Origin of the sequence: Brenneria sp. L3-3C-1, from assembly GCF_016456245.1 — a bacterium.
Taxonomy (GTDB): Bacteria; Pseudomonadota; Gammaproteobacteria; order Enterobacterales; family Enterobacteriaceae; genus Brenneria.
This window is the reverse complement of record NZ_JAEMHF010000008.1, coordinates 22618-40965: the sequence shown is the minus strand read 5'-3', so window position 1 is coordinate 40965 and position 18348 is coordinate 22618. Positions and strand designations below refer to the sequence as shown.

At 48.6% G+C, this 18348-nt stretch carries 19 protein-coding genes and 1 pseudogene; 17 read left to right on the top strand and 3 right to left on the bottom strand.

Annotated features, from left to right (window positions below):
• The first annotated feature begins 323 nt into the window (after positions 1-323).
• The 8 genes from JG725_RS15015 (at position 324) to JG725_RS14980 (ending at position 5357) form a co-directional block, all read left to right on the top strand.
• Positions 324-581 (top strand): antitoxin, encoded by a 258-nt coding sequence (locus JG725_RS15015; protein WP_121588677.1) that lies wholly within the window; start codon positions 324-326, stop codon positions 579-581.
• Positions 582-914: a type II toxin-antitoxin system PemK/MazF family toxin gene (locus tag JG725_RS15010; RefSeq protein ID WP_137712517.1), complete on the top strand. Its 333-nt coding sequence runs from the start codon at positions 582-584 to the stop codon at positions 912-914.
• A gap of 806 nt (positions 915-1720) precedes the next feature.
• Entirely contained in the window at positions 1721-2590 is an 870-nt protein-coding gene (locus JG725_RS15005; RefSeq protein WP_150437309.1) for an integrase domain-containing protein, read from the top strand.
• Entirely contained in the window at positions 2580-2834 is a 255-nt protein-coding gene (locus JG725_RS15000) for a hypothetical protein (protein ID WP_150437308.1), read from the top strand. The genes JG725_RS15005 and JG725_RS15000 overlap by 11 nt, the downstream gene beginning before the upstream one ends.
• A 343-nt stretch (positions 2835-3177) precedes the next feature.
• Positions 3178-3360: a Com family DNA-binding transcriptional regulator gene (locus JG725_RS20890; RefSeq protein WP_370541760.1), complete on the top strand. Its 183-nt coding sequence runs from the start codon at positions 3178-3180 to the stop codon at positions 3358-3360.
• Between the two features lie 48 nt (positions 3361-3408).
• Positions 3409-4644: a DNA cytosine methyltransferase gene (locus JG725_RS14990; protein WP_370541759.1), complete on the top strand. Its 1236-nt coding sequence runs from the start codon at positions 3409-3411 to the stop codon at positions 4642-4644.
• Positions 4645-4838: 194 nt separating this feature from the next.
• Positions 4839-5123: a hypothetical protein gene (locus JG725_RS14985; protein WP_150437305.1), complete on the top strand. Its 285-nt coding sequence runs from the start codon at positions 4839-4841 to the stop codon at positions 5121-5123.
• A 45-nt stretch (positions 5124-5168) separates the two neighbouring features.
• The gene (locus tag JG725_RS14980) at positions 5169-5357 is read left to right on the top strand and encodes a hypothetical protein (RefSeq protein ID WP_150437304.1); all 189 of its coding nucleotides are present in this window, start codon (positions 5169-5171) and stop codon (positions 5355-5357) included.
• 153 nt (positions 5358-5510) lie between these two features.
• On the opposite strand, the gene JG725_RS20695 is transcribed toward JG725_RS14980, so the two are convergent.
• Both JG725_RS20695 and JG725_RS14970 read right to left on the bottom strand, forming a co-directional pair.
• Positions 5511-5747: a type II toxin-antitoxin system VapC family toxin gene (locus tag JG725_RS20695; RefSeq protein ID WP_233356447.1), complete on the bottom strand. Its 237-nt coding sequence runs from the start codon at positions 5745-5747 to the stop codon at positions 5511-5513.
• A gap of 138 nt (positions 5748-5885) precedes the next feature.
• Positions 5886-6131: a type II toxin-antitoxin system Phd/YefM family antitoxin gene (locus JG725_RS14970; RefSeq protein ID WP_150437303.1), complete on the bottom strand. Its 246-nt coding sequence runs from the start codon at positions 6129-6131 to the stop codon at positions 5886-5888.
• Positions 6132-6276: 145 nt separating this feature from the next.
• Here JG725_RS14970 and JG725_RS14965 point away from each other — a divergent pair, with 145 nt between their 5' ends.
• From JG725_RS14965 to JG725_RS14940, 6 genes are read left to right on the top strand one after another with little or no spacing between them, the layout of a single operon-like run.
• A complete protein-coding gene (locus JG725_RS14965; protein WP_150437302.1) occupies positions 6277-6768 on the top strand; it encodes a response regulator in 492 nt (163 codons plus the stop codon).
• Positions 6769-6779: 11 nt separating this feature from the next.
• On the top strand, positions 6780-7466 hold the full coding sequence (locus tag JG725_RS14960) for a TIGR03759 family integrating conjugative element protein (protein ID WP_150437301.1): 687 nt from the start codon (positions 6780-6782) through the stop codon (positions 7464-7466).
• A complete protein-coding gene (locus JG725_RS14955) occupies positions 7442-7957 on the top strand; it encodes a lytic transglycosylase domain-containing protein (protein WP_150437300.1) in 516 nt (171 codons plus the stop codon). Before JG725_RS14960 ends, JG725_RS14955 begins: the two co-directional genes overlap by 25 nt.
• A gap of 45 nt (positions 7958-8002) precedes the next feature.
• Positions 8003-8500, top strand: coding sequence for an integrating conjugative element protein (locus JG725_RS14950; RefSeq protein WP_150437299.1), 498 nt, complete (start codon positions 8003-8005; stop codon positions 8498-8500).
• On the top strand, positions 8497-10608 hold the full coding sequence (gene traD, locus JG725_RS14945; RefSeq protein ID WP_150437298.1) for a type IV conjugative transfer system coupling protein TraD: 2112 nt from the start codon (positions 8497-8499) through the stop codon (positions 10606-10608). Before JG725_RS14950 ends, traD begins: the two co-directional genes overlap by 4 nt.
• Entirely contained in the window at positions 10601-11299 is a 699-nt protein-coding gene (locus JG725_RS14940; protein ID WP_150437297.1) for a TIGR03747 family integrating conjugative element membrane protein, read from the top strand. The genes traD and JG725_RS14940 overlap by 8 nt, the downstream gene beginning before the upstream one ends.
• Positions 11300-13328: 2029 nt before the next feature.
• Here the strand turns inward: JG725_RS14940 and JG725_RS14935 are convergent.
• Positions 13329-14223, bottom strand: a pseudogene (locus JG725_RS14935) (IS5 family transposase).
• 653 nt (positions 14224-14876) lie between these two features.
• Here JG725_RS14935 and JG725_RS14930 point away from each other — a divergent pair.
• Genes JG725_RS14930 through JG725_RS14920 form a run of 3 tightly spaced genes read left to right on the top strand, consistent with a single transcriptional unit; the run spans position 14877 to position 18314 of the window.
• Positions 14877-16268, top strand: coding sequence for a PTS transporter subunit EIIC (locus tag JG725_RS14930; protein ID WP_150437296.1), 1392 nt, complete (start codon positions 14877-14879; stop codon positions 16266-16268).
• 43 nt (positions 16269-16311) lie between these two features.
• Entirely contained in the window at positions 16312-17277 is a 966-nt protein-coding gene (locus JG725_RS14925; protein ID WP_150437295.1) for a Gfo/Idh/MocA family protein, read from the top strand.
• Between the two features lie 2 nt (positions 17278-17279).
• Positions 17280-18314, top strand: coding sequence for a Gfo/Idh/MocA family oxidoreductase (locus tag JG725_RS14920; protein ID WP_223881672.1), 1035 nt, complete (start codon positions 17280-17282; stop codon positions 18312-18314).
• Positions 18315-18348: the final 34 nt, after the last annotated feature.

Genomic DNA, 18348 nt, shown 5'->3' with positions numbered 1-18348 from the left:
GCACCTTGTGCTGAGCAGTAATATCCCACCGGCACAAAATGCTTCATGACCTGAGAGAAGCGCCTGATGTATCAGGATGGTCGCCTTTTACCGGCAATGCCGCCTTTGAGAACTGCCGGGTCTGTCGCTGGATGGATTAAGGCTTCCTCATACTTCATTACTTTGTAATCAACCCCGCATTTAAACCCACTCTTCAACCAACAGGTGCATTCCGCTGATGCTTCGTTATTCGTGACGTTAAGGAGATTATGATGAATCTGATTGATAATTGTACATCGCCAGTTGGTGATGTTATATTAAAATATAATATCCGGAGGTGTTCTATGTATACCACTCGTCTGAAAAAAGTCGGAGGATCTGTCATGCTGGCAGTGCCTCCCGCCGTGCTGAAAACGCTGGATTTGTCGCCGGATAGTGAGGTCGGTGTGACCGTTGATAATGGCTGCCTGATTATTGAGCCTCAAAAACGGCCTCACTATTCGCTTGCCGAACTATTGGCGCAGTGCGATCCACATGCCGAAATAAGTGATGAAGAGCGGGAATGGATTGACGCGCCTGCCACAGGGAAGGAGATCCTGTAAATGGACAGAGGGGAAATCTGGCTCGTGTCACTTGATCCCACTGCCGGGCATGAGCAAAGCGGAAAACGCCCGGTGCTTATCGTTTCACCGGCACCGTTTAACAAGATCACCCGGTTGCCTGTGGTTGTTCCCGTCACCAGCGGCGGAAACTTTGCCCGAACGGCTGGTTTTGCCGTTTCACTGGATGGCGCGGGAACGAAAACGACAGGTGTTGTTCGCTGTGACCAGCCCAGAACCATTGATATGGCAGCCAGAAACGGCAGAAGGCTGGAGCGTATCCCGGACAGTATCGTAAACGAGGTACTGGCCCGACTGGGGACAATCCTTAGCTGATGGCGTTTTATGTTAACTGTACGGGGGCGCTGCAATAGCGCCCTTGCTTATTTGGGCGGAATGATGTCCCGGCAGCGAATAACCTTTTCTTCCTCAAGATAGTTTTTACTTTCAGCAATCGTGGCGACGATATAAGCTCTGCCATGCAACAGGTTGTCTGCGGACAACACCTACGCTTCATGACCTGCAAGAAGCGGCCTGACATGCAGGCTGGTCGCCAAATACGGCAATGCCCCTGAAAACTGCCGAACCGCATCCCGGTCGGGGTCATACGTTACACTCGACAATTTATTGCCACTGCTTAACGCTGCCGGACATTTCCGGACCTGCTGATTACCAGCGCCTCTAACCTTTATGAACTCGGCCTGTAAAGACAGCGGCTTTACTGTCGCGTGGCCGCAATCCTGCACCAGAATTCCAATTTTTAATCACTGCGCCAGTCCAGTGCGTCACTTTAACCGCGTAGAGCGGGAAAGTGACGCACCAGCGCCATGTTACTGCACCAGACAATTCAACTGCGCCAACGCACGGCGGGATTCTGACACCGTGATTCAACCCACTTTCACTCACAGGAGAACTTGAACCGATACCGGAGGGGGATCAGGACGATCCGGGGGATAACCAGCTAACGCTGGCGGCTGCTCAGAGAGCACAACCGAAGCCCCGCAACACCTCAACGGCTGCCGCCCCGGCGCTCAGGTATCGTTCGCAGCCCCGACGAATATCAGGGGCTATCGGCCTACGCGCCGGGGAAAAGTTGTATCAGATTTTGGAGTTGCGGCAATCATGAAAAGGGGAAAGAGAAAATGGGCATTCTGGAGCAGGAAATGAAAACGCTGGCGCGGCAGGCGGGCGGCAGTCATAAAACCGTCCACGATCGCATGGCGCTGGCGCAGCGATTTTGTGAGCGCTTGCTGGAACAGAATGTACAGATCCGCCGGGTGGAGCAACTGAAAGCCCGACATATTGAGAATTACGTTCGGGAACGACTGGAGCAGGGCATAAAGAAACGCAGCCTGCAAAACGAAATGGCGGCGCTCCGCTGTCTGCTGAAGCAAGCCGGGCGTGATCGATTAGCCACCAGTGAACGGCTGTCCAATAAATCTCTCGGCTTATCCGGCGCATCCCGTAACGGCACCCGGCAGGCCATTACTGCGGAGCATTACCGGCAGGCGCTGGAAACCGCTCGTGAAAAAAACACCGGGATGGCAGCGGCGCTGGAGCTTTCAAGGTTGATGGGATTGCGCTCTCAGGAAGCAGTGCAGTGTGCGCAATCGCTCAGGACGTGGAAACAGGCGCTGGAGCGCGGCGAAACCCGGCTTACCGTGGTGTTCGGCACTAAAGGCGGACGGCCTCGCGAAACGGTAATTCTGGATGCTGGCGCAGTCAGAAAAGCGCTGGAAAATGCGCTGGCTGTGGCAGAGAGCCGCAACGGCAAGCTGATTGACAGGCCCGACCTGAAAACTGCGATGAAATACTGGCACGGTCAGGCGTCGCGTATCGGCTTGACCGGCGCATATTCCCCGCATTCATTGCGCTACGCCTGGGCGCAGGATGCCATTCGTCATTATCTGGCGCAGGGATTCAGTGAAAAAGAGGCGCTGGCGCTGACGGCGATGGATTTGGGCCACGGCGACGGGCGCGGGCGTTATGTGGCGCAGGTTTATGGGTGTTGAAACGATGGATGATTCTTGTCTCTGGTGCAACCTTGCGTTTTCCCGACGGATGGCAACTGGTGCAGTTAGCCGGAATATCGGGTTCTGGCGCAGTGTCGTGTCGGCAGAAAACCATCCTATGGTGCAGATTTTTTATCGTCGCTATGACGATAAGTTTTCCTTTAAAAAACTTCCCGTATTGATAGGTAACGACCTAAAAATATTCTGCCGGAATAATTTTAGACGTTTCCCGATTAATCGTTGAAAATACGAAGGTAAAACCTTTCAGAAAGCAAAGAAGCAGATCCCGTTCGTCAGGATCTGCTCCTGTCAGAGAATTAACCGCCAGGCTGTACCCGCGGCCTTATGCTGTCGCGCAAAAATATACGGCGCGACATATCCTTCGCGGCTGATGTCCAGATAATCCGACCACCACAGCATCATTTCCATGTGAGCTTCCTCATATGCGGATCGGTATGATTGGTAAGATCATATCCGGGAATTTATTACACTTATATTTCCAGGCAAACACCTGTCAGCGCCCTTAACGGGCGCTTTCCATATTTATCGCGCCGGCAGTCTGAATTTCTAGTACCTCTTTTCTCTGCATGGTCTCATCATGCAACTTCATATCCTTATCGAAGAGAGGAGTCATGACGGAAAAGAAAACTGAACACCCCCTGCGGTGTGGGCAATGTCAGCGCCTGCTGGCCTTTGCAGGTCCATTCTCCAGCCTTCATATCAAGTGTCCGCGTTGTAAAACCATCAATCACTTCACCCACAGCCACTGAGCTGCCTAACCGAATGCCATGAGCATCCCAGCCATACGGAGGGGAACAGTGACATTAAACAATACATTAACGTACGGATCTGTCTGTAGTGGCATTGAAGCTGTCAGTGTTGCATGGCAGAACCTGCACTTCAGACCACTCTGGTTTAGTGAAATAGCGCCTTTTCCTTCTGCAGTATTAGCTTATCGCTGGCCCGGCATCCTTAATCACGGCGACATGACGCTGCTCGCCGACAGGATCGCGAGTGGTGATATTCCCGCCCCGGATATTCTGGTTGGAGGCACACCCTGCCAGTCTTTCAGCGTGGCCGGCATGAGACGGGGTCTGGCCGATCCGCGTGGACAACTTACTCTGGCGTATATCCGGCTGGCTGACGCCATTGATGTTAAACGAGAGGAGAACAATAAACATGCCGCACTCATCCTGTGGGAAAATGTTCCCGGAGTCCTCAGTGACGCCACCAACGCCTTTGGGCATTTCCTTGCCGGACTGGCTGGCACGGATATACCATTCAGACCCGGTCTCCCACCCACGCCGCAAAAATCTTCGGCATTCTGGCGCTGGTCGAAAAAATACCGTCGGCATATTCCCAAATGGCCCCGCGCAGGTTGTGTGTATGGCGCCCACAGGGCCATTGCATGGCGAGTGCTCGATGCCCAACATTTCGGACTCGCCCAGCGCCGCAAGCGTTTGTTTGTTATCGCAAGTGCTGGAGAACACGTCGATCCCGCCGAAATATTGTTTGAGTTACCGAGCGTGCGCAGGGATCCTGCGCCGGGCAGATGCGTCCGGACGACGATTACCCCAACCTCTGCGGCAGGTACTGACGAGAAATGCATGTCCGCGATCGTCTATAACAAACAGCGATTAGGTGAATACAAAGCCAGCCCTATCAGCAGCACCTGTAATGCCTGCGATTATAAAGATGCGCATGATCTGGTTGTCTTTCCGGCGACCTGTATTGCCAGCAATATTATTCATCGTACCCCAAAAAATAGCGGGCATCATACGGGCCTCTCGGCTGAATTGTGCTACCCCCTGTATAATACGTCGCATACCCTGCATGCCGTCATCAGTGAATATGCGGTTCGCCGCCTGATGCCTGTGGAGTATGAACGTTTGCAGGGCTTTCCCGATCAGTACACGCGTATTCCCTGGAGGGGGAAAACGACGCAGGACTGTCCAGATTCTCCGCGTTATAAAGCGCTGGGCAATTCAATGCCGGTTCCGGTTATAAAATGGCTGGGAGCACGGATCAGTAATTATCTGTCAGCATCTCTTTAATAATAAGCCGCCTGCCGAAAGCAGGCAGTTTTCTTATTTAACCGAATGTGAGTTTTTTATTCAGCGTTGTTCCCGGAATAGATTCACTACGCCGGCAGTCTGCTGTCGCTGACAGCGTCCCTATCTCTGCTATTTCCTCCAAGCAGAGAGCGCAAACCGGAAATCCTCTTTTCATTATCCCTGCGGGAGCCCCCATGACCGACACCAACATCCAGAACCTGACCCAGTGCCTGTACAATATTGAAATGCAGGCGGTACAGACCATGCTGGTCACCGCGCTGCAACATGGCTTCCAGCTTGATGATCTCATTCGTTTGGCCCAAAAATACCAGACCAACGCAGCCGTAATGGAGTGCCATAACAATGGCTGCAGGGTAAATTACGCCACGCCCGAAGGTTATTTCACACAACATTTCGGTGCAGATCTCCAGCAGGCGGCAAATTTCGCCGAACAATTTGATACATGGTGGTATAAGTGAAATAGCCGTCATGACTTCGACAACATAAACACCTGAGGAGCAACGATGGAAAAATCATGTGGCAGCGATACCACGATCAACATCAATAGCATAGAGGAAGTTGCTGTACGTCATGCTCAACTGCGCAGCTGCGCCGGCATAGTGATTATTGAAAGCTGGATGCCTGACGATATTATTGGAAAGCTAATTCCCCGTTCTCTTAAAACAGCAACCGGCGCATCCATTATGCGTTGAATACTTCGCTGCGCAAAATCAATCCTGAATTCGTATATCCCGTAATGTAACCCCATTACGTCTTAACGGACGTCATTCTTATGATGCGTCATGACATGAAAAAATAATGATTCAGTAAAGGTTTCCATAGCCATTACAGGTGAAAGACGTCGCCTAAATTTGCTGTATTGGGCCGGGATACCGTGCAACCAGCGCATCGGTGGTCAACAGCGTAATGCCCTCCATTGTCGCCTGCGCCACCAACAGACGATCAAAAGGATCTTTGTAAACGGCAGGCAGACTCTCGACCGAAACAACATGTTCGCTGGCGATAGGTAATTCGCTGTAACCATTATCCAGCAGCCCCCTGCGCAGCAATCGCACATCGACCTGAAAATCGTCACGTCCCAGCCCGCGCTTAATGACGACTTCCCAAAGACTGACTACGCTGAAAAAAGCTCATTTTCCGGCGAACCCAGCAACTTCGCTGTTGATGAAGACAGTTTTTCCGGCATGCCCACAGCAACACATGGGTGTCGAGTAAAAATTTCATTTGTCACCGCCGAAAAGCTGCTCAATCTCCCCTTCGCCCATCCGGTCAAAGTCATCGGGCACGTTGATGTTGCCCGCCATAAACCCTAACCGCCTTTCCTGCTGAGGCTCCGGCGCGCTCAATGCCGTTACTTTGACCAACGGCTTACCGGCTTTGGCTATGATAAAGGACTCCCCCTTCGCGGCCATATCAACCAGCCGGGACAAATGGGTTTTCGCCTCATGAATGTTCACTGTTTGCATAATACCTCCAGACGAACTAACGGACTAAGTCATATTAGTTTAGTTCAAAGGATAAAATGTCCAACGTCAGGATTTTAGTTTCTTGCCGCTTTTCCCCGCGTTTTTTTTCATTCTGTCCCGGCCTTTCCCACTACCGGAGCATATCATGAAGAAATCCCGTTTATGGCCCATCACCGTAATCCTTATCCTGTCAGCCTGTACAGCAAAGACGGCCACCGTTACGCCCTCCGAAACCCACACCCAGAGCATCTCCGCCACTCCCGCGCCCATTGAAGTCGTGCATACCGCACGATACACGCTGGTCAGTCTGACGCCGGATGAAACACTGACATTTCCACTGCGTCAGGTGACAAGCCATGCCCTTCCCGCGCCAAAGAAAAACCGGCCGACCGCCACCCGAGGCGATGCGCTGCGCGCCTGGCTTTCCGGCACCGGCTACGGACTGTGTCTGCCCGTGACCCGTGACACGCGGCAGCTATTTGCCAGCCCCCTGCCCGATATCCAGCGTTCAATGGGACCAATGCGAATAGACGATGCGCTCCGGGTGATTGCCGGAGAGGCATGGGTTATGAACACGGATGAAGTGACCCGCACCGTCTGTTTTCAACGCGCGCCCACCGACCGGTTGATGAGCTGACGGGAGGCGACATGAAAATCCTGCCCTTGTTGTTCGCCTGCGCCATACCACTGGCGCAGGCCGCCACCGAAACCGCCACGGACACCACCCGCAGCGCTGAAAAACCGTTGTCCACGCTCTCAGGCGCACAACGCTGGGGACTGACGCCGGAAGAATGGACGCGCTACGAACAACTCAAACGCGGCGAACGCGGCATCTGGTCGCCGGATCTCGATCCGCTCACCACACTCGGCGTGGAGGCCGCCACCGATGCCGAGCGCCGTAAATACGCCGACCTGCTGGTCGAAAAAGAGTTTCAGCGGGTGGAAAAAGAGCTGGCGTTTCAACGCGCCTACGACGCTGCGTGGAAACGCCGCTTCCCGGATGTGCTGCCGGTAGCCGCAGCCTCGCTCCCGACTGCGCATGAAGACAGCCGTCTGGCGGTTTTTGTGTCGGAAAACTGTCCGGCCTGCGATACCCGGCTCAGCGTCCTGCTTCAATCCGACCATCCGCTCGACCTCTATCTGGTCGACAGCAACAACGATGATGCCCGCCTGCGGCGCTGGGCCATCAGCAAACGTATTGATATTACGCGGGTGAAGCGCAGGGAAATTACCCTCAACCATGACGGCGGGCGCTGGATGCAAAATGGCCAGGGGAAAATGCCTGCGGTACTCGAACGCCGGGGGGACGCATGGCTGCCCGTTACCACACCCTGATATCCCTGTTTTTGCTGCCGTTCGCGCTGTCCGTCCATGCGGCGCCGGATATTCCCTATGGCTACCGGCAGGTCGCCTGGCTGAACAAGGTTCCGGCTGATCTTCTCTACGCCGTCGCGCTGACGGAAAGCGGCGCCCGCCTGGCGCAGGACGTCAGACCATGGCCATGGACGCTCAACGTAGCTGGAAAAGGTTACCGCTATGCCACCCGACAGCAAGCCTGCGCCGCCCTGCACCGGTTCCTGCGCACCACCAGCCCAAAGCGCATTGATGCCGGACTGGGACAAATCAATCTCGGCTGGAACGGCCACCATTTTTCCCATCCCTGTGAGGCGCTTGCGCCGTATCCCAATCTGCACCTCACCGCTACGTTGCTGCGCCGCCACTACGACAAATGGCAGAGCTGGCCCGAAGCCGTCGGACGCTACCACCGCCCGGCAGGCGGAAAACCGGCGCAACGCTATCGCCAGCAGGTTTTCCGTCACCTGTAATCTCCGCCATGAACTCATGAAATCAGAAAATAAGGAATTCATGCCATGCTGAAAGCCTTTTCCCCAACCATCGTTCTGCTTGCTACCACATTTCAGGCTGGCGCGTCACCGATCGTCATCGCCGATCTTGGCGGCGAATCCACCGCCCCGCTATTCAGCGCCATTGCGCCTGAACCGGACGCACCCGCCTCTTCTTCCGCACTTCCTGTTCCTTTACCGGAAGCCGTTTTCCCCGTTCTTTCCTCACGTCTGCATCCCGGCCCCGTCACACCGCGCCGATTGTCGCTGCCGGGCATGACACCGCTGTTTTTAATCGGCGACGACCCCCTTTCTGTGCAATGGCTGGGTAAAAACAAAACGAAGCTGACATCACTGAACGCCACCGGGCTGGTCGTCAGCGTGGCGTCCGCAGAACGTTTACGCGCACTGCGTGAAAAAGCGGGCGATCTTACGCTGCTCCCCGTCAACGGCGACGATTTGGCGCAGCGTCTGCAACTGGCTGCGTATCCGGTGCTCATCACGGCGTCCGGGCTGTCGCAATGAGCGACCGTCACGTCATCGAAACCCTGTTGCGTCCGGCAGTGGAACTCTACAGCGCCGCAGCGGGTCTGGCGGCAGGCGCCATCTGTCTGGTCGCGCCGTGGTCACTGATGCTCTCGCCTTCCGTCAGCTATCCGCTGGCCGGGGGCTTTCTGCTGTTTGCCGGATTCAGAGGACGGCAAGGGCTGACCATTTTGCGCTATCGACGCAATATTCGCCGGCTGCCGTGTTATGTAATGTCCAGCGATCGGGTGCCGGTCAGCCGCCACCTGCTGTTTATCGGACGCGGATTTCGCTGGGAGCAAAAACACACCCAGCGCCTGCATACCTGCCGACGACCGGAAGTCTCCAAATACGTGCATCCTCACTGGTTGTATCAACAGGCCCGGAAACTGGAAAAAGTCTGCGATGCGCCATTTCCTATTGTCCGACGCTGTCTCTCCCACAACCACTGGCTGAACCCGGTACGCCCGCTGCCCCCGGTTGGCGGCAGCCCCCTGCTGCACGGCATCGAACTGCATGAAACCGACGTCACCCTGCCGCTGGGCGAGCGTGTCGGTCATACTCTGGTCATGGGCACCACCCGCGTGGGCAAAACCCGGCTGGCAGAACTGTTTATTACGCAAGATATCCGCCGTGGCGAGGTCGTGATCATTTTTGATCCGAAAGGTGACGCGGATTTACTGCGCCGGACTTACGCTGAAGCGAAACGCGCCGGTCGCGAAGATGAATTTTACGTCTTCCATCTCGGCTGGCCGGATATCAGCGCGCGCTATAACGCCATCGGGCGATTTGGCCGTATCTCTGAAGTGGCCGGGCGTATCGCTGGACAGCTTTCCAGCGAGGGGGATAGCGCCGCATTTAAAGAGTTTGCGTGGCGATTTGTAAATATTATCGCTCGCGCCCTGATTGAACTGGGTCATCGACCGGACTACCTGCAAATCTCCCGGCACGTTATCAATATCGACGATCTGTTTATCCGCTATGCGCAGTATTACCTGCCAAAACATGAACCCAAAGCCTGGGATGTTATTGCGCAGATAGCCGGGAAAGTGACCGACAAAAATACGCCGCGTAATCTACAGGGTCGGGATAACTATGTCGTGGCGCTGGAGCAGTATCTGGCCGCAACACGGCTCTATGATCCCATTCTGGACGGTCTGCGCTCAGCGGTGCGTTATGATAAGACGTATTTTGATAAAATCGTGGCCTCATTACTGCCGTTATTAGAAAAGTTGACTACCGGGAAAACGGCGCAATTACTGGCCCCTTCGTACAGCGATCTGGACGATCCCCGCCCGATATTCGACTGGCAGCAGATCATCCGTAAGCGCGGTATTGTGTACGTGGGGCTGGACGCATTATCCGATACCGACGTAGCCGCCGCCGTGGGTAACAGTATGTTCGCCGATCTGGTCAGCGTTGCCGGATATATTTATAAATTCGGCGTCAATGATGGCCTGCCTGAGGATGAAAGCCAGACAAAAGTCCCGATTAATCTCCATTGCGACGAATTCAGCGAACTGATGGGCGATGAATTTATTCCGTTGATTAACAAAGGCGGCGGCGCAAATATCCAGGTCACCGCTTACACCCAAACGCTGAGTGATATTGAAGCTCGTCTCGGCAATGCGGCAAAAGCCCGGCAGGTTATCGGCAACTTCAACAATCTGATCATGCTGCGCGTGCGCGAAACCGCCACTGCAGAGCTGATGACCGCGCAGTTACACAATGTGGACGTGCTGACCAATACGGTCATCTCGGGCGTCACTGATTCCTCCAATCCCGATCATGAATCGGATTTTATCAGCAATACTCAGGATCGCGTCAGTGCCGTCAGCGTGCCGCTTATCGACCCGGCTGCATTGATCCAGCTTCCGAAAGGACAAGCTTTCGCTCTGTTGGAAGGCGGGCAATTATGGAAAATCAGGATGCCGCTACCCGCAGCAATTGACGACACCTTTATGCCAGACAGTGTCCTGCAACTGACGGAATATATGAAAGCTAGTTATCGTACCGGGGAGCAATGGTGGAATAGCGCAACACTCCCCGATACCGTCCCCCATCATGCAGATTTGCTGTCCACACTACAGGAAGGAATGGATGAGTGAGACCCCGAACCAGCCTGTTGCCCACCCAAAAGGAGTACTTTCCACGCTGTTGTCGAGTCTGGGAAAGATCTGCGCAGCGCTTATCGGTTCGTTGTTTTTCAGCCTGATTGTTGAATGGCTGGGGATCGCTTTTCTTTGGTCCGAACAAGGCGCGGAACACAGCCGTATAATGATGGAGACGGAATTAAACTGGTTTGCGGAAAATGTCACCCGGAGTTTGCTAATGTCGGATCCGGTGAACCAACTGGATATTATTCTGGGTAAAACATGGCAGTGGGTATTTATGGATACCGGATTCGTTCCCTGGCTGGAACAGCTACGCCATAAACAAGACAGCGACTGGTTTTACTGGTTAGACAGTTATGTCAAAGCAACGATTTATATCACGCTGACCTTTGTACTGAGAGTATTTATTCTGCTATTAACCTCTCTACTCTTTATCCTCGCGGCGCTGACTGGGATCGTTGACGGACTGGTGCGTCGTGATATTCGCCGTTTCGGCTGTGGATACGAGTCCGGCTTTATCTATCATCACGCCAAAAGAACCATTATCCCGACGTTTTTTCTGGCGTGGATGATTTATCTTTCATTGCCGTCCTCCATCAATCCCTGCGTGATTTTATTGCCGGCGGCATTTCTGCTGGGGGTGACGGTTTCAATTACAGTGGGGGCGTTTAAGAAATACATGTGAACATCTAAATAAAATAACTTTCACCTTGATGCTTCACGTCTAATCGTGCGAGACCTGTTATGATCTACATGTGTAGCGCTATTATGCGAAGCTATTTAATATAATGCGAGCACCAAACATGAGAAACATCTAACTTACAATCTATTTCTATTAAAATGCCACACACCAACAGAAATCCGCTCCAGGCAACAATTTCCCGAAACAAATAAACATAGCCTACAGATGAAACTGGAAAGATGATAACATTTGAATTGGTTATTAACCGGATTAGGCGATGAGCCATTATTTTCTGGCGAAAAAAAAATCCAACACACCTTATATATAGAAGTGGATATTTCATATAAAAACACTGACAATACCAGTTATAACAAAATATTCAACATCAGAGAACATGATTATAAGAAATAATCACCACCAATAGATTGAATTATATAATAATGAGTATCCTACTATTCATAACAACCAGATTTTTATAAAAAGACTATTCCGCCATACTATAGCAAATGATAAAATCAACAAACATATGGGGGAGGATACTAATATGTATAGAGAAGAGTATACAAGATCGATTGTAAGAGACCCCGGGAAATAGAATCAACGTGTAACTGTGAAGATATATTACCGAATATGGAACGAGTGAGAATGATTCTTCACCATTAATTCACCAGATTTAATCACTATTTTCTGAGCATATAAATCGAGAATAAACCCACTTATCTCCTAGCTTTGAGGGGGTAGGTAGAATCAGTAATATTGGTTCATCGGCAACGGATCTAAATATAAAATAGCTCATATTACCTATTGGCAGCATGGGAGCCTGGCAAACCAGTAAAAATATTTAGGCGAAATGTTTTTTTCTATCCCCAATGATATATCAGAACAACAAGCAGCTATCGGTCATATTAATTCCATGACAGCATTATTAATCACGTCAGAAAGATTACCACTTAGAGATAACGTAAATCTTATAATTAATGCGGCTAATTCATCGATTGGAAGAATGCTTATTCGCATCGCCAACTGCATGAAAAAAAACCAAATAACCATCATAAGACATAGGCCTGAAAAAGGTTTTATTAATAATTACACAGTCTACAGCATCATAATACTTGGCAATAGGAACTACTATAATGAACTTAATTAAATAAAAAATCAGATGGTGTTGACGCCGTACTTGATTGTGTGGGTGGATATGATGCTATGTGCACATCTTATGCACTAAAACGTGGAGGGCAATTCATTCATTATGGTTTTTTATCTGACTAGAGTGTTCCACCTTCGTTTTGGAAAGAGAGGCCTGATATTGATTTTCCTCATTTTCACCTTAAGCATTGAATTCACGTAACTGAGAACAACTCAATACAAGATAAAATTAATGAGGTAATGAAACTCATAAAGGACAATGTTATATACAAAAATACATCGAATACATTTGACATTAAAGATGTCTCCATATATCATCAATTTAATAACAACAAGAAAAACCAAAGGAAAATTATTATTCAGGTATTGTTCTCCTTGTAATACACCTTTTTTATTTGGCGACAACGAATGACTACATCATGAAAACACAAGTTCCTTTCTGGACTTTTCTCTTCAACTAACCTACTCATAACGTTGCTCCCCCCAAAAAAACGTATTGTTATTTTATAAAATGCATAAATTGGAAGATCTTCATTAGGCACCAAATAGGGGAAAACAGGCCGGTCCCCAGAGATCCATCGCGACATGAGGGCAAAATTGGCCTAAACTAATGGCAAGTAAGTTCAGTAGCAGAGTGATAAGAGATTCTCGCTGGAAATGTGAAAGTAGTTATCATCGCAGAACATTCGATCTACGTTTTCCGACCGCAGATATTATCCTATGGTTGGATACATCACATATTCATGAAACGTATTGCAATTATGTCTCTGCGTAACAAACAACGCTCTGATTTACCTGATGGCTGTTCCGAGAAAATTGATGCAATATCTGGCTTTGTTGAATAATTCAGAGCCAGCCAACAGCAGGGTTCCCACCGATGCACTCGTTATGCGATCCTGACGCTGTCCTGCATCCCCAACAACGTCATCCGGTTAAGCGCTTTAACCATTGCCATCGCTTCGCCTGCCTGCGCGTCATAATCCCGCAGGCTCAGATGACCGCCCAGAGGGTTTTGATTCGGAATCATCGTCGTTTCTGCCACTGAATGCCGGTGATAACCAGCTTTATTTTTCCAGGTATCATTACTGCCGCTCAGATACTGATTCGCCACGGCGCGGTTACACTCTTGGTACTTGTCTGCCGGTAGTGCGCACCGCTTCGTGGCGGAATAAGTGGCCTGATTTTTTTCCTCAGCAACCCATCATGACAGTAACGGGTGTCATAAGCACCGTCAGCTAATGCTTCCCTGATTTTCCGGTAGGTCTGGTTAATCAGTCCCGGCAGTGCCTGCGCATCTGTCGTACCGCTGAGCGATAAATCGGCACAGATAATATCATGCGTTGTACTGTCCGCGGCCAGATGACGCTTGCACTATACTCTGTGCCTGTCAGCCCCATGCTGCCTGACTTTCCATTCGCCTTCGCCGAAGACTTTCAGTCCGGTGGCGTCAATGTCGAGGTGGGAGATTTCGCCACGGGTAGGCATTTTTATACTGATATTGACGCCCTTTGCTCGTTTGCTGACCAGAGAGTAATCCGGGCAACATAATACAGGTCATTAATTTAAAAATAGAGTCAATGAAGCCCTGTAATGCCCGGAGCGAAAGGTTAAACACATCAGAACCGTTGTGATGGCCATATCGGTGTAGTGAAACGGTCGGCCACGACCTTCAGGGTGAGCACAATCAGTCCATGCACGAGCCACCCAGTCAGGGAGGCACGCTGCCTGAGCGCATTGTTGTAGGCAGACCAGTTGGAAATTTTAAACTTTTGCTTTGCCATGGCAGCCCACTGTTGAAACGACTTTCGTGATAAGATCCGCCAATCGCCTAAAAGTTCGATTTATTCAACTAAGCCGCAATATTTATGTCGTTCCTTCGATATGAATGGCACTCCAATCGTTATGAACGACCAGCTATAGAGACTGACCGGCGAGCGAAGGAGGCGAGTATTCCTGTTATCCATCAACACAGTAAATCGAAGTCCACAGATTTGTTTCTGTGATTACGTCATGATCCCCGAAATTCCGATAAGGCTTCATCTGATACAGATTGCAAAAATCAGGATGTGTTCTCTACAGTGACCCAAGATACGCTTCTCCACATTCAACCTAAAATCTTTCATTTTCAATAAAATTCAATTAATTAGCGTCGTCACCACAATATACTAAGTTATTTAATACGCCCTTCACGGAAGCCACATCGATGTAAGTCAGATATCTACATATATTCAGTTAGTGATGAGACCTTGATCACAATATTGTGTTGATTACATTGTCAATACCAGTTTTTTATTAAATTATACATGTGGATTGTGACTGCAAAGCGGATTGTGGCTGCATAGCGGGCAAAACCTGATTTGGCGAAGTTTCTATTTCAATAGGAATTTCGCCAAATCAGGTTTTTTTTTCCTAAAAATAAAGGCGGGTTTTTATTATGAAAACGGTGGACTCAACATCAGCCATACTGCGTGAAATAGGTGGAGTCGAGAACATTGTTTCACTATCCCATTGCATGACACGTTTAAGATTTGTATTAATAAATGACGATACAATTGACGATGTACGCGTTAAAAATATCGCAGGCGTAATGGGGATATCCCGCCGAGGCGGACAATATCAGATAATAGTTGGGACGGATGTATCTCGGTTTTACGCCGATTTAATGAAATTAATATCAGTAAATGATAATGCTGACCAGTTAGTCCTGCCAAAAGAAAACCTATCAGAACGCGGCAAATCGTTGTCAATCAAACAAATTGGCAACGCAATCCTTGATGTTATTACCGGAACCATGAGCTCCCTGCTGCCGGTGCTTATTGGCTGCGGAATGATTAAGATAGTTATCCTGCTTTTGGACTTATTCAATATATCGACAGAATATCCCACGATCAAGATCCTCAGCATTATCAGTGATACGGCATTTTACTTTATGCCTATCATGGTGGCCTATTCGGCTGCGGTGAGGATGAAATGCAGCCCGTTGTTATCAGTCGCCACCGTGAGTATTCTTATTCATCCTGATCTTATTTCGATGTTTACACAAGGGAATTCGTCATTTTTAACCATTCCTGTGGTAGCTTCGCATTATGCTTCGTCAGTTATTCCCGCCTTTCTTATCGTATGGTTTTTATCTATCATAGAACCTATTGCCGATAAGTATATTTCAGGATGGGCTAAAACAATTTTAAAACCCATGTTGATACTGCTAGTTTGCGTCCCTGTTTCATTGATTCTGCTGGCGCCATTGGGAAATATTATTGGCTCGGGGATCGCGTCGGTAATTATTTCGGCCAGCCAGGGAAGTTTCAGTTGGCTGACGTTGGGTATCTTTTCAGCAGTATTGCCGTTTTTTATCGTTACCGGCATGCATTGGGCGATGGTGCCCTATATGATTAGCTCAATGGGAACAAGCGGACACGAGTCCATTGTATTACCGGCCATGTTGGCGGTAAATATCGGATTTTCCGCCGCCAGTGCGGCCGTCGCCTGGAAAACTAAAAATACCAATCTGAAAGCCATTTCGATTTCCGGATTCATCACCGCAGCGATATCCGGCATAACCGAACCCGTTATTTATGGCGTGGCGTTAAAACTTCGCAAGCCCTTCATTGCAACGATGATTGGGTCAGGGATAACGGGTATCTTTATCGGTGTGGTGTCACTTAAAGCATATGCATTCAGCGTGCCCTCTTTGGTAGCGATATTAATGTTTATGAAAAGCAGCGAGTATGCCAATTTAATTTACGCGGTAACTGCGGCGGTAATGTCTTTCATACTATGTTTTACCATGACATTAGTTTTGGGATGGAATGACCCTGAAGATTAATGAAAATCCATTTAGATTTTTAAATAAAGAGCAGAGATAATCTATGAAAATTGGAATTATCGGCACCGGAATGATCGTTAATGATTTACTGACCACGGTCAACGAGTTGGATATCAAATTAGTCGCTATTTTGGCAACAGAAGCCACGATTGAAGAAGGTCGTAAATTAAGCGATGCCTATGGAATTGAGCATGTTTTTATTGACTATAACAGCTTGCTACAGAGCGATGTCGACACTATCTATATCGCTCTCCCGAATCATTTACATTTCGTCTTTGCAAAACAAGCGCTGGAAAAAGGAAAACACGTCATTATTGAAAAGCCGATTGTTCCTTATAAATCCGAGCTTATTGAAATGCAACAGATCGCTCAGGCTAACAACCTGATAATTCTTGAGGCAATGAATATTCATTACCTTCCTGCATTTACGTTACTGAAAGAAAAAATCAAGATATTGGGTGAAATAAAAATCGCTCAATTTAATTACAGCCAGTACTCATCAAGATACGCAGATTTCAAGAAAGGTATAATTCATCCAGCATTCGATGCGCAAAAGCATGGCGGCGCATTAATGGATTTGAACATTTATAACATACATTCCATTATTGGATTATTCGGTTCGCCAAAAGCATCGCAATACTTTTCAAATGTAGAGAAAGGCGTCGACACCAGCGGGATTCTCTATTTAGACTATGGTAAATTCAAAGTGTCCAGCATTGGCGCAAAAGATTGTAAAGCGCCGATTATGATATCGATTCAAGGAACTGAAGGTAATATTACTATAGAAAGCTCTATGAACGTTCTTAAATCATTCACTCTGAATAAAAACACGGGTGAATCGGAGTTAATTGATAGTAACGATAACAAACACCGACTATATTATGAGTTTGAAACATTTTCTCATATCATAGATAATTTGGATTATGAGCGCGCTCATGCTATGTTGGACGTCAGTTTACAAGCCTTGGATATTATTGATTCCGCACGAATCAATAAAGGGGGATATTAAGAATGAAAAGCAATAAGATGCTTACCGTCGGTTATATCGGAAATGGTAAAAGTACCAATAGATACCATTTACCCTTTGTATTACAGAGAAAAGACAAATTTCATGTAAAAACGATTTACTCCCCCAATAAAGGGAAAAAAGACTGGGTGGAGATCCCCGATGTCACATACACAAACGAAATTAATGTTCTGTTAAATGATGCCGATATTGATCTGATTGTGATCTGTACGCCCGCCGTCACCCATTACGAACTGGCAAAACAAGTTCTTAATGCCAATAAGCATTGTCTGGTGGAAAAACCCTTCACTCACACCACCAGCCAGGCAAAAGAATTATTCGAATTGGCGAAAAACAAAAATCGAGTAATTCAATGTTATCAAAACAGAAGATTGGACAGTGATTTTCTTACTACCCAGAAAGTCATTGAATCAGGAAAATTAGGCGATCTGCTGGAAGTAGAAATGCACTATGACTATTATCGTCCCTACTTCCCGGAACAATGTAAAAATTATGCACAGATCGATAGCTACCTATACGGTCATGGATGTCATACATTAGATCAAGTATTATCTTATTTTGGTAATCCCGATCGTATTCATTATGATGTTCGCCAGTTGCTTGGCGAGGGCAGAATGAATGATTACTTTGATCTGGACTTATATTACGGCATTGTTAAAGTATCGGTAAAATCCAGTTTCTTCAGAGTAAAAGAACGCCCCAGTTTTGTCGTATATGGCAAACACGGAATGTTCATCAAAGAGAAAAAAGATCGGCAGGAAGAACATTTAAAACTTTTTTACTTACCCGATCACGACGACTTTGGCGTAGATAATCCCAGCGACTATGGAACCATCATTTATTATGATGATGAAGGTACTTATCATGAAGAGAAAGTCACTTCCGAAGTAGGCGATTATGGACGTATTTATGATATGCTTTATGAGTCCATCGTGAGTGGTAAAGAAAAATTTGTTTCTGATGAACAAACGATATTGCAAATATCCGTCCTGGAGGAAGGAACGGCTCACCTAAAATAATCGTTATCTTGGGAATGAAGTTATTTTCAACACT

What these genes read in the sequence shown, in the direction of transcription:
- JG725_RS14985 (WP_150437305.1), top strand. Translation starts at nt 4,839, where the DNA reads ATGACCGACACCAACATCCAGAACCTGACCCAGTGCCTGTACAATATT.
- JG725_RS14955 (WP_150437300.1), top strand. Translation starts at nt 7,442, where the DNA reads ATGGCTGCCCGTTACCACACCCTGATATCCCTGTTTTTGCTGCCGTTC.
- JG725_RS14920 (WP_223881672.1), top strand. Translation starts at nt 17,280, where the DNA reads ATGAAAAGCAATAAGATGCTTACCGTCGGTTATATCGGAAATGGTAAA.
- JG725_RS14950 (WP_150437299.1), top strand. Translation starts at nt 8,003, where the DNA reads ATGCTGAAAGCCTTTTCCCCAACCATCGTTCTGCTTGCTACCACATTT.
- JG725_RS14940 (WP_150437297.1), top strand. Translation starts at nt 10,601, where the DNA reads ATGAGTGAGACCCCGAACCAGCCTGTTGCCCACCCAAAAGGAGTACTT.
- JG725_RS14965 (WP_150437302.1), top strand. Translation starts at nt 6,277, where the DNA reads ATGAAGAAATCCCGTTTATGGCCCATCACCGTAATCCTTATCCTGTCA.
- JG725_RS20890 (WP_370541760.1), top strand. Translation starts at nt 3,178, where the DNA reads ATGGTCTCATCATGCAACTTCATATCCTTATCGAAGAGAGGAGTCATG.
- JG725_RS14925 (WP_150437295.1), top strand. Translation starts at nt 16,312, where the DNA reads ATGAAAATTGGAATTATCGGCACCGGAATGATCGTTAATGATTTACTG.
- JG725_RS15015 (WP_121588677.1), top strand. Translation starts at nt 324, where the DNA reads ATGTATACCACTCGTCTGAAAAAAGTCGGAGGATCTGTCATGCTGGCA.
- JG725_RS15005 (WP_150437309.1), top strand. Translation starts at nt 1,721, where the DNA reads ATGGGCATTCTGGAGCAGGAAATGAAAACGCTGGCGCGGCAGGCGGGC.
- traD (WP_150437298.1), top strand. Translation starts at nt 8,497, where the DNA reads ATGAGCGACCGTCACGTCATCGAAACCCTGTTGCGTCCGGCAGTGGAA.
- JG725_RS14980 (WP_150437304.1), top strand. Translation starts at nt 5,169, where the DNA reads ATGGAAAAATCATGTGGCAGCGATACCACGATCAACATCAATAGCATA.
- JG725_RS14930 (WP_150437296.1), top strand. Translation starts at nt 14,877, where the DNA reads ATGAAAACGGTGGACTCAACATCAGCCATACTGCGTGAAATAGGTGGA.
- JG725_RS14970 (WP_150437303.1), bottom strand. Translation starts at nt 6,131, where the DNA reads ATGCAAACAGTGAACATTCATGAGGCGAAAACCCATTTGTCCCGGCTG.
- JG725_RS14960 (WP_150437301.1), top strand. Translation starts at nt 6,780, where the DNA reads ATGAAAATCCTGCCCTTGTTGTTCGCCTGCGCCATACCACTGGCGCAG.
- JG725_RS15010 (WP_137712517.1), top strand. Translation starts at nt 582, where the DNA reads ATGGACAGAGGGGAAATCTGGCTCGTGTCACTTGATCCCACTGCCGGG.
- JG725_RS15000 (WP_150437308.1), top strand. Translation starts at nt 2,580, where the DNA reads ATGGGTGTTGAAACGATGGATGATTCTTGTCTCTGGTGCAACCTTGCG.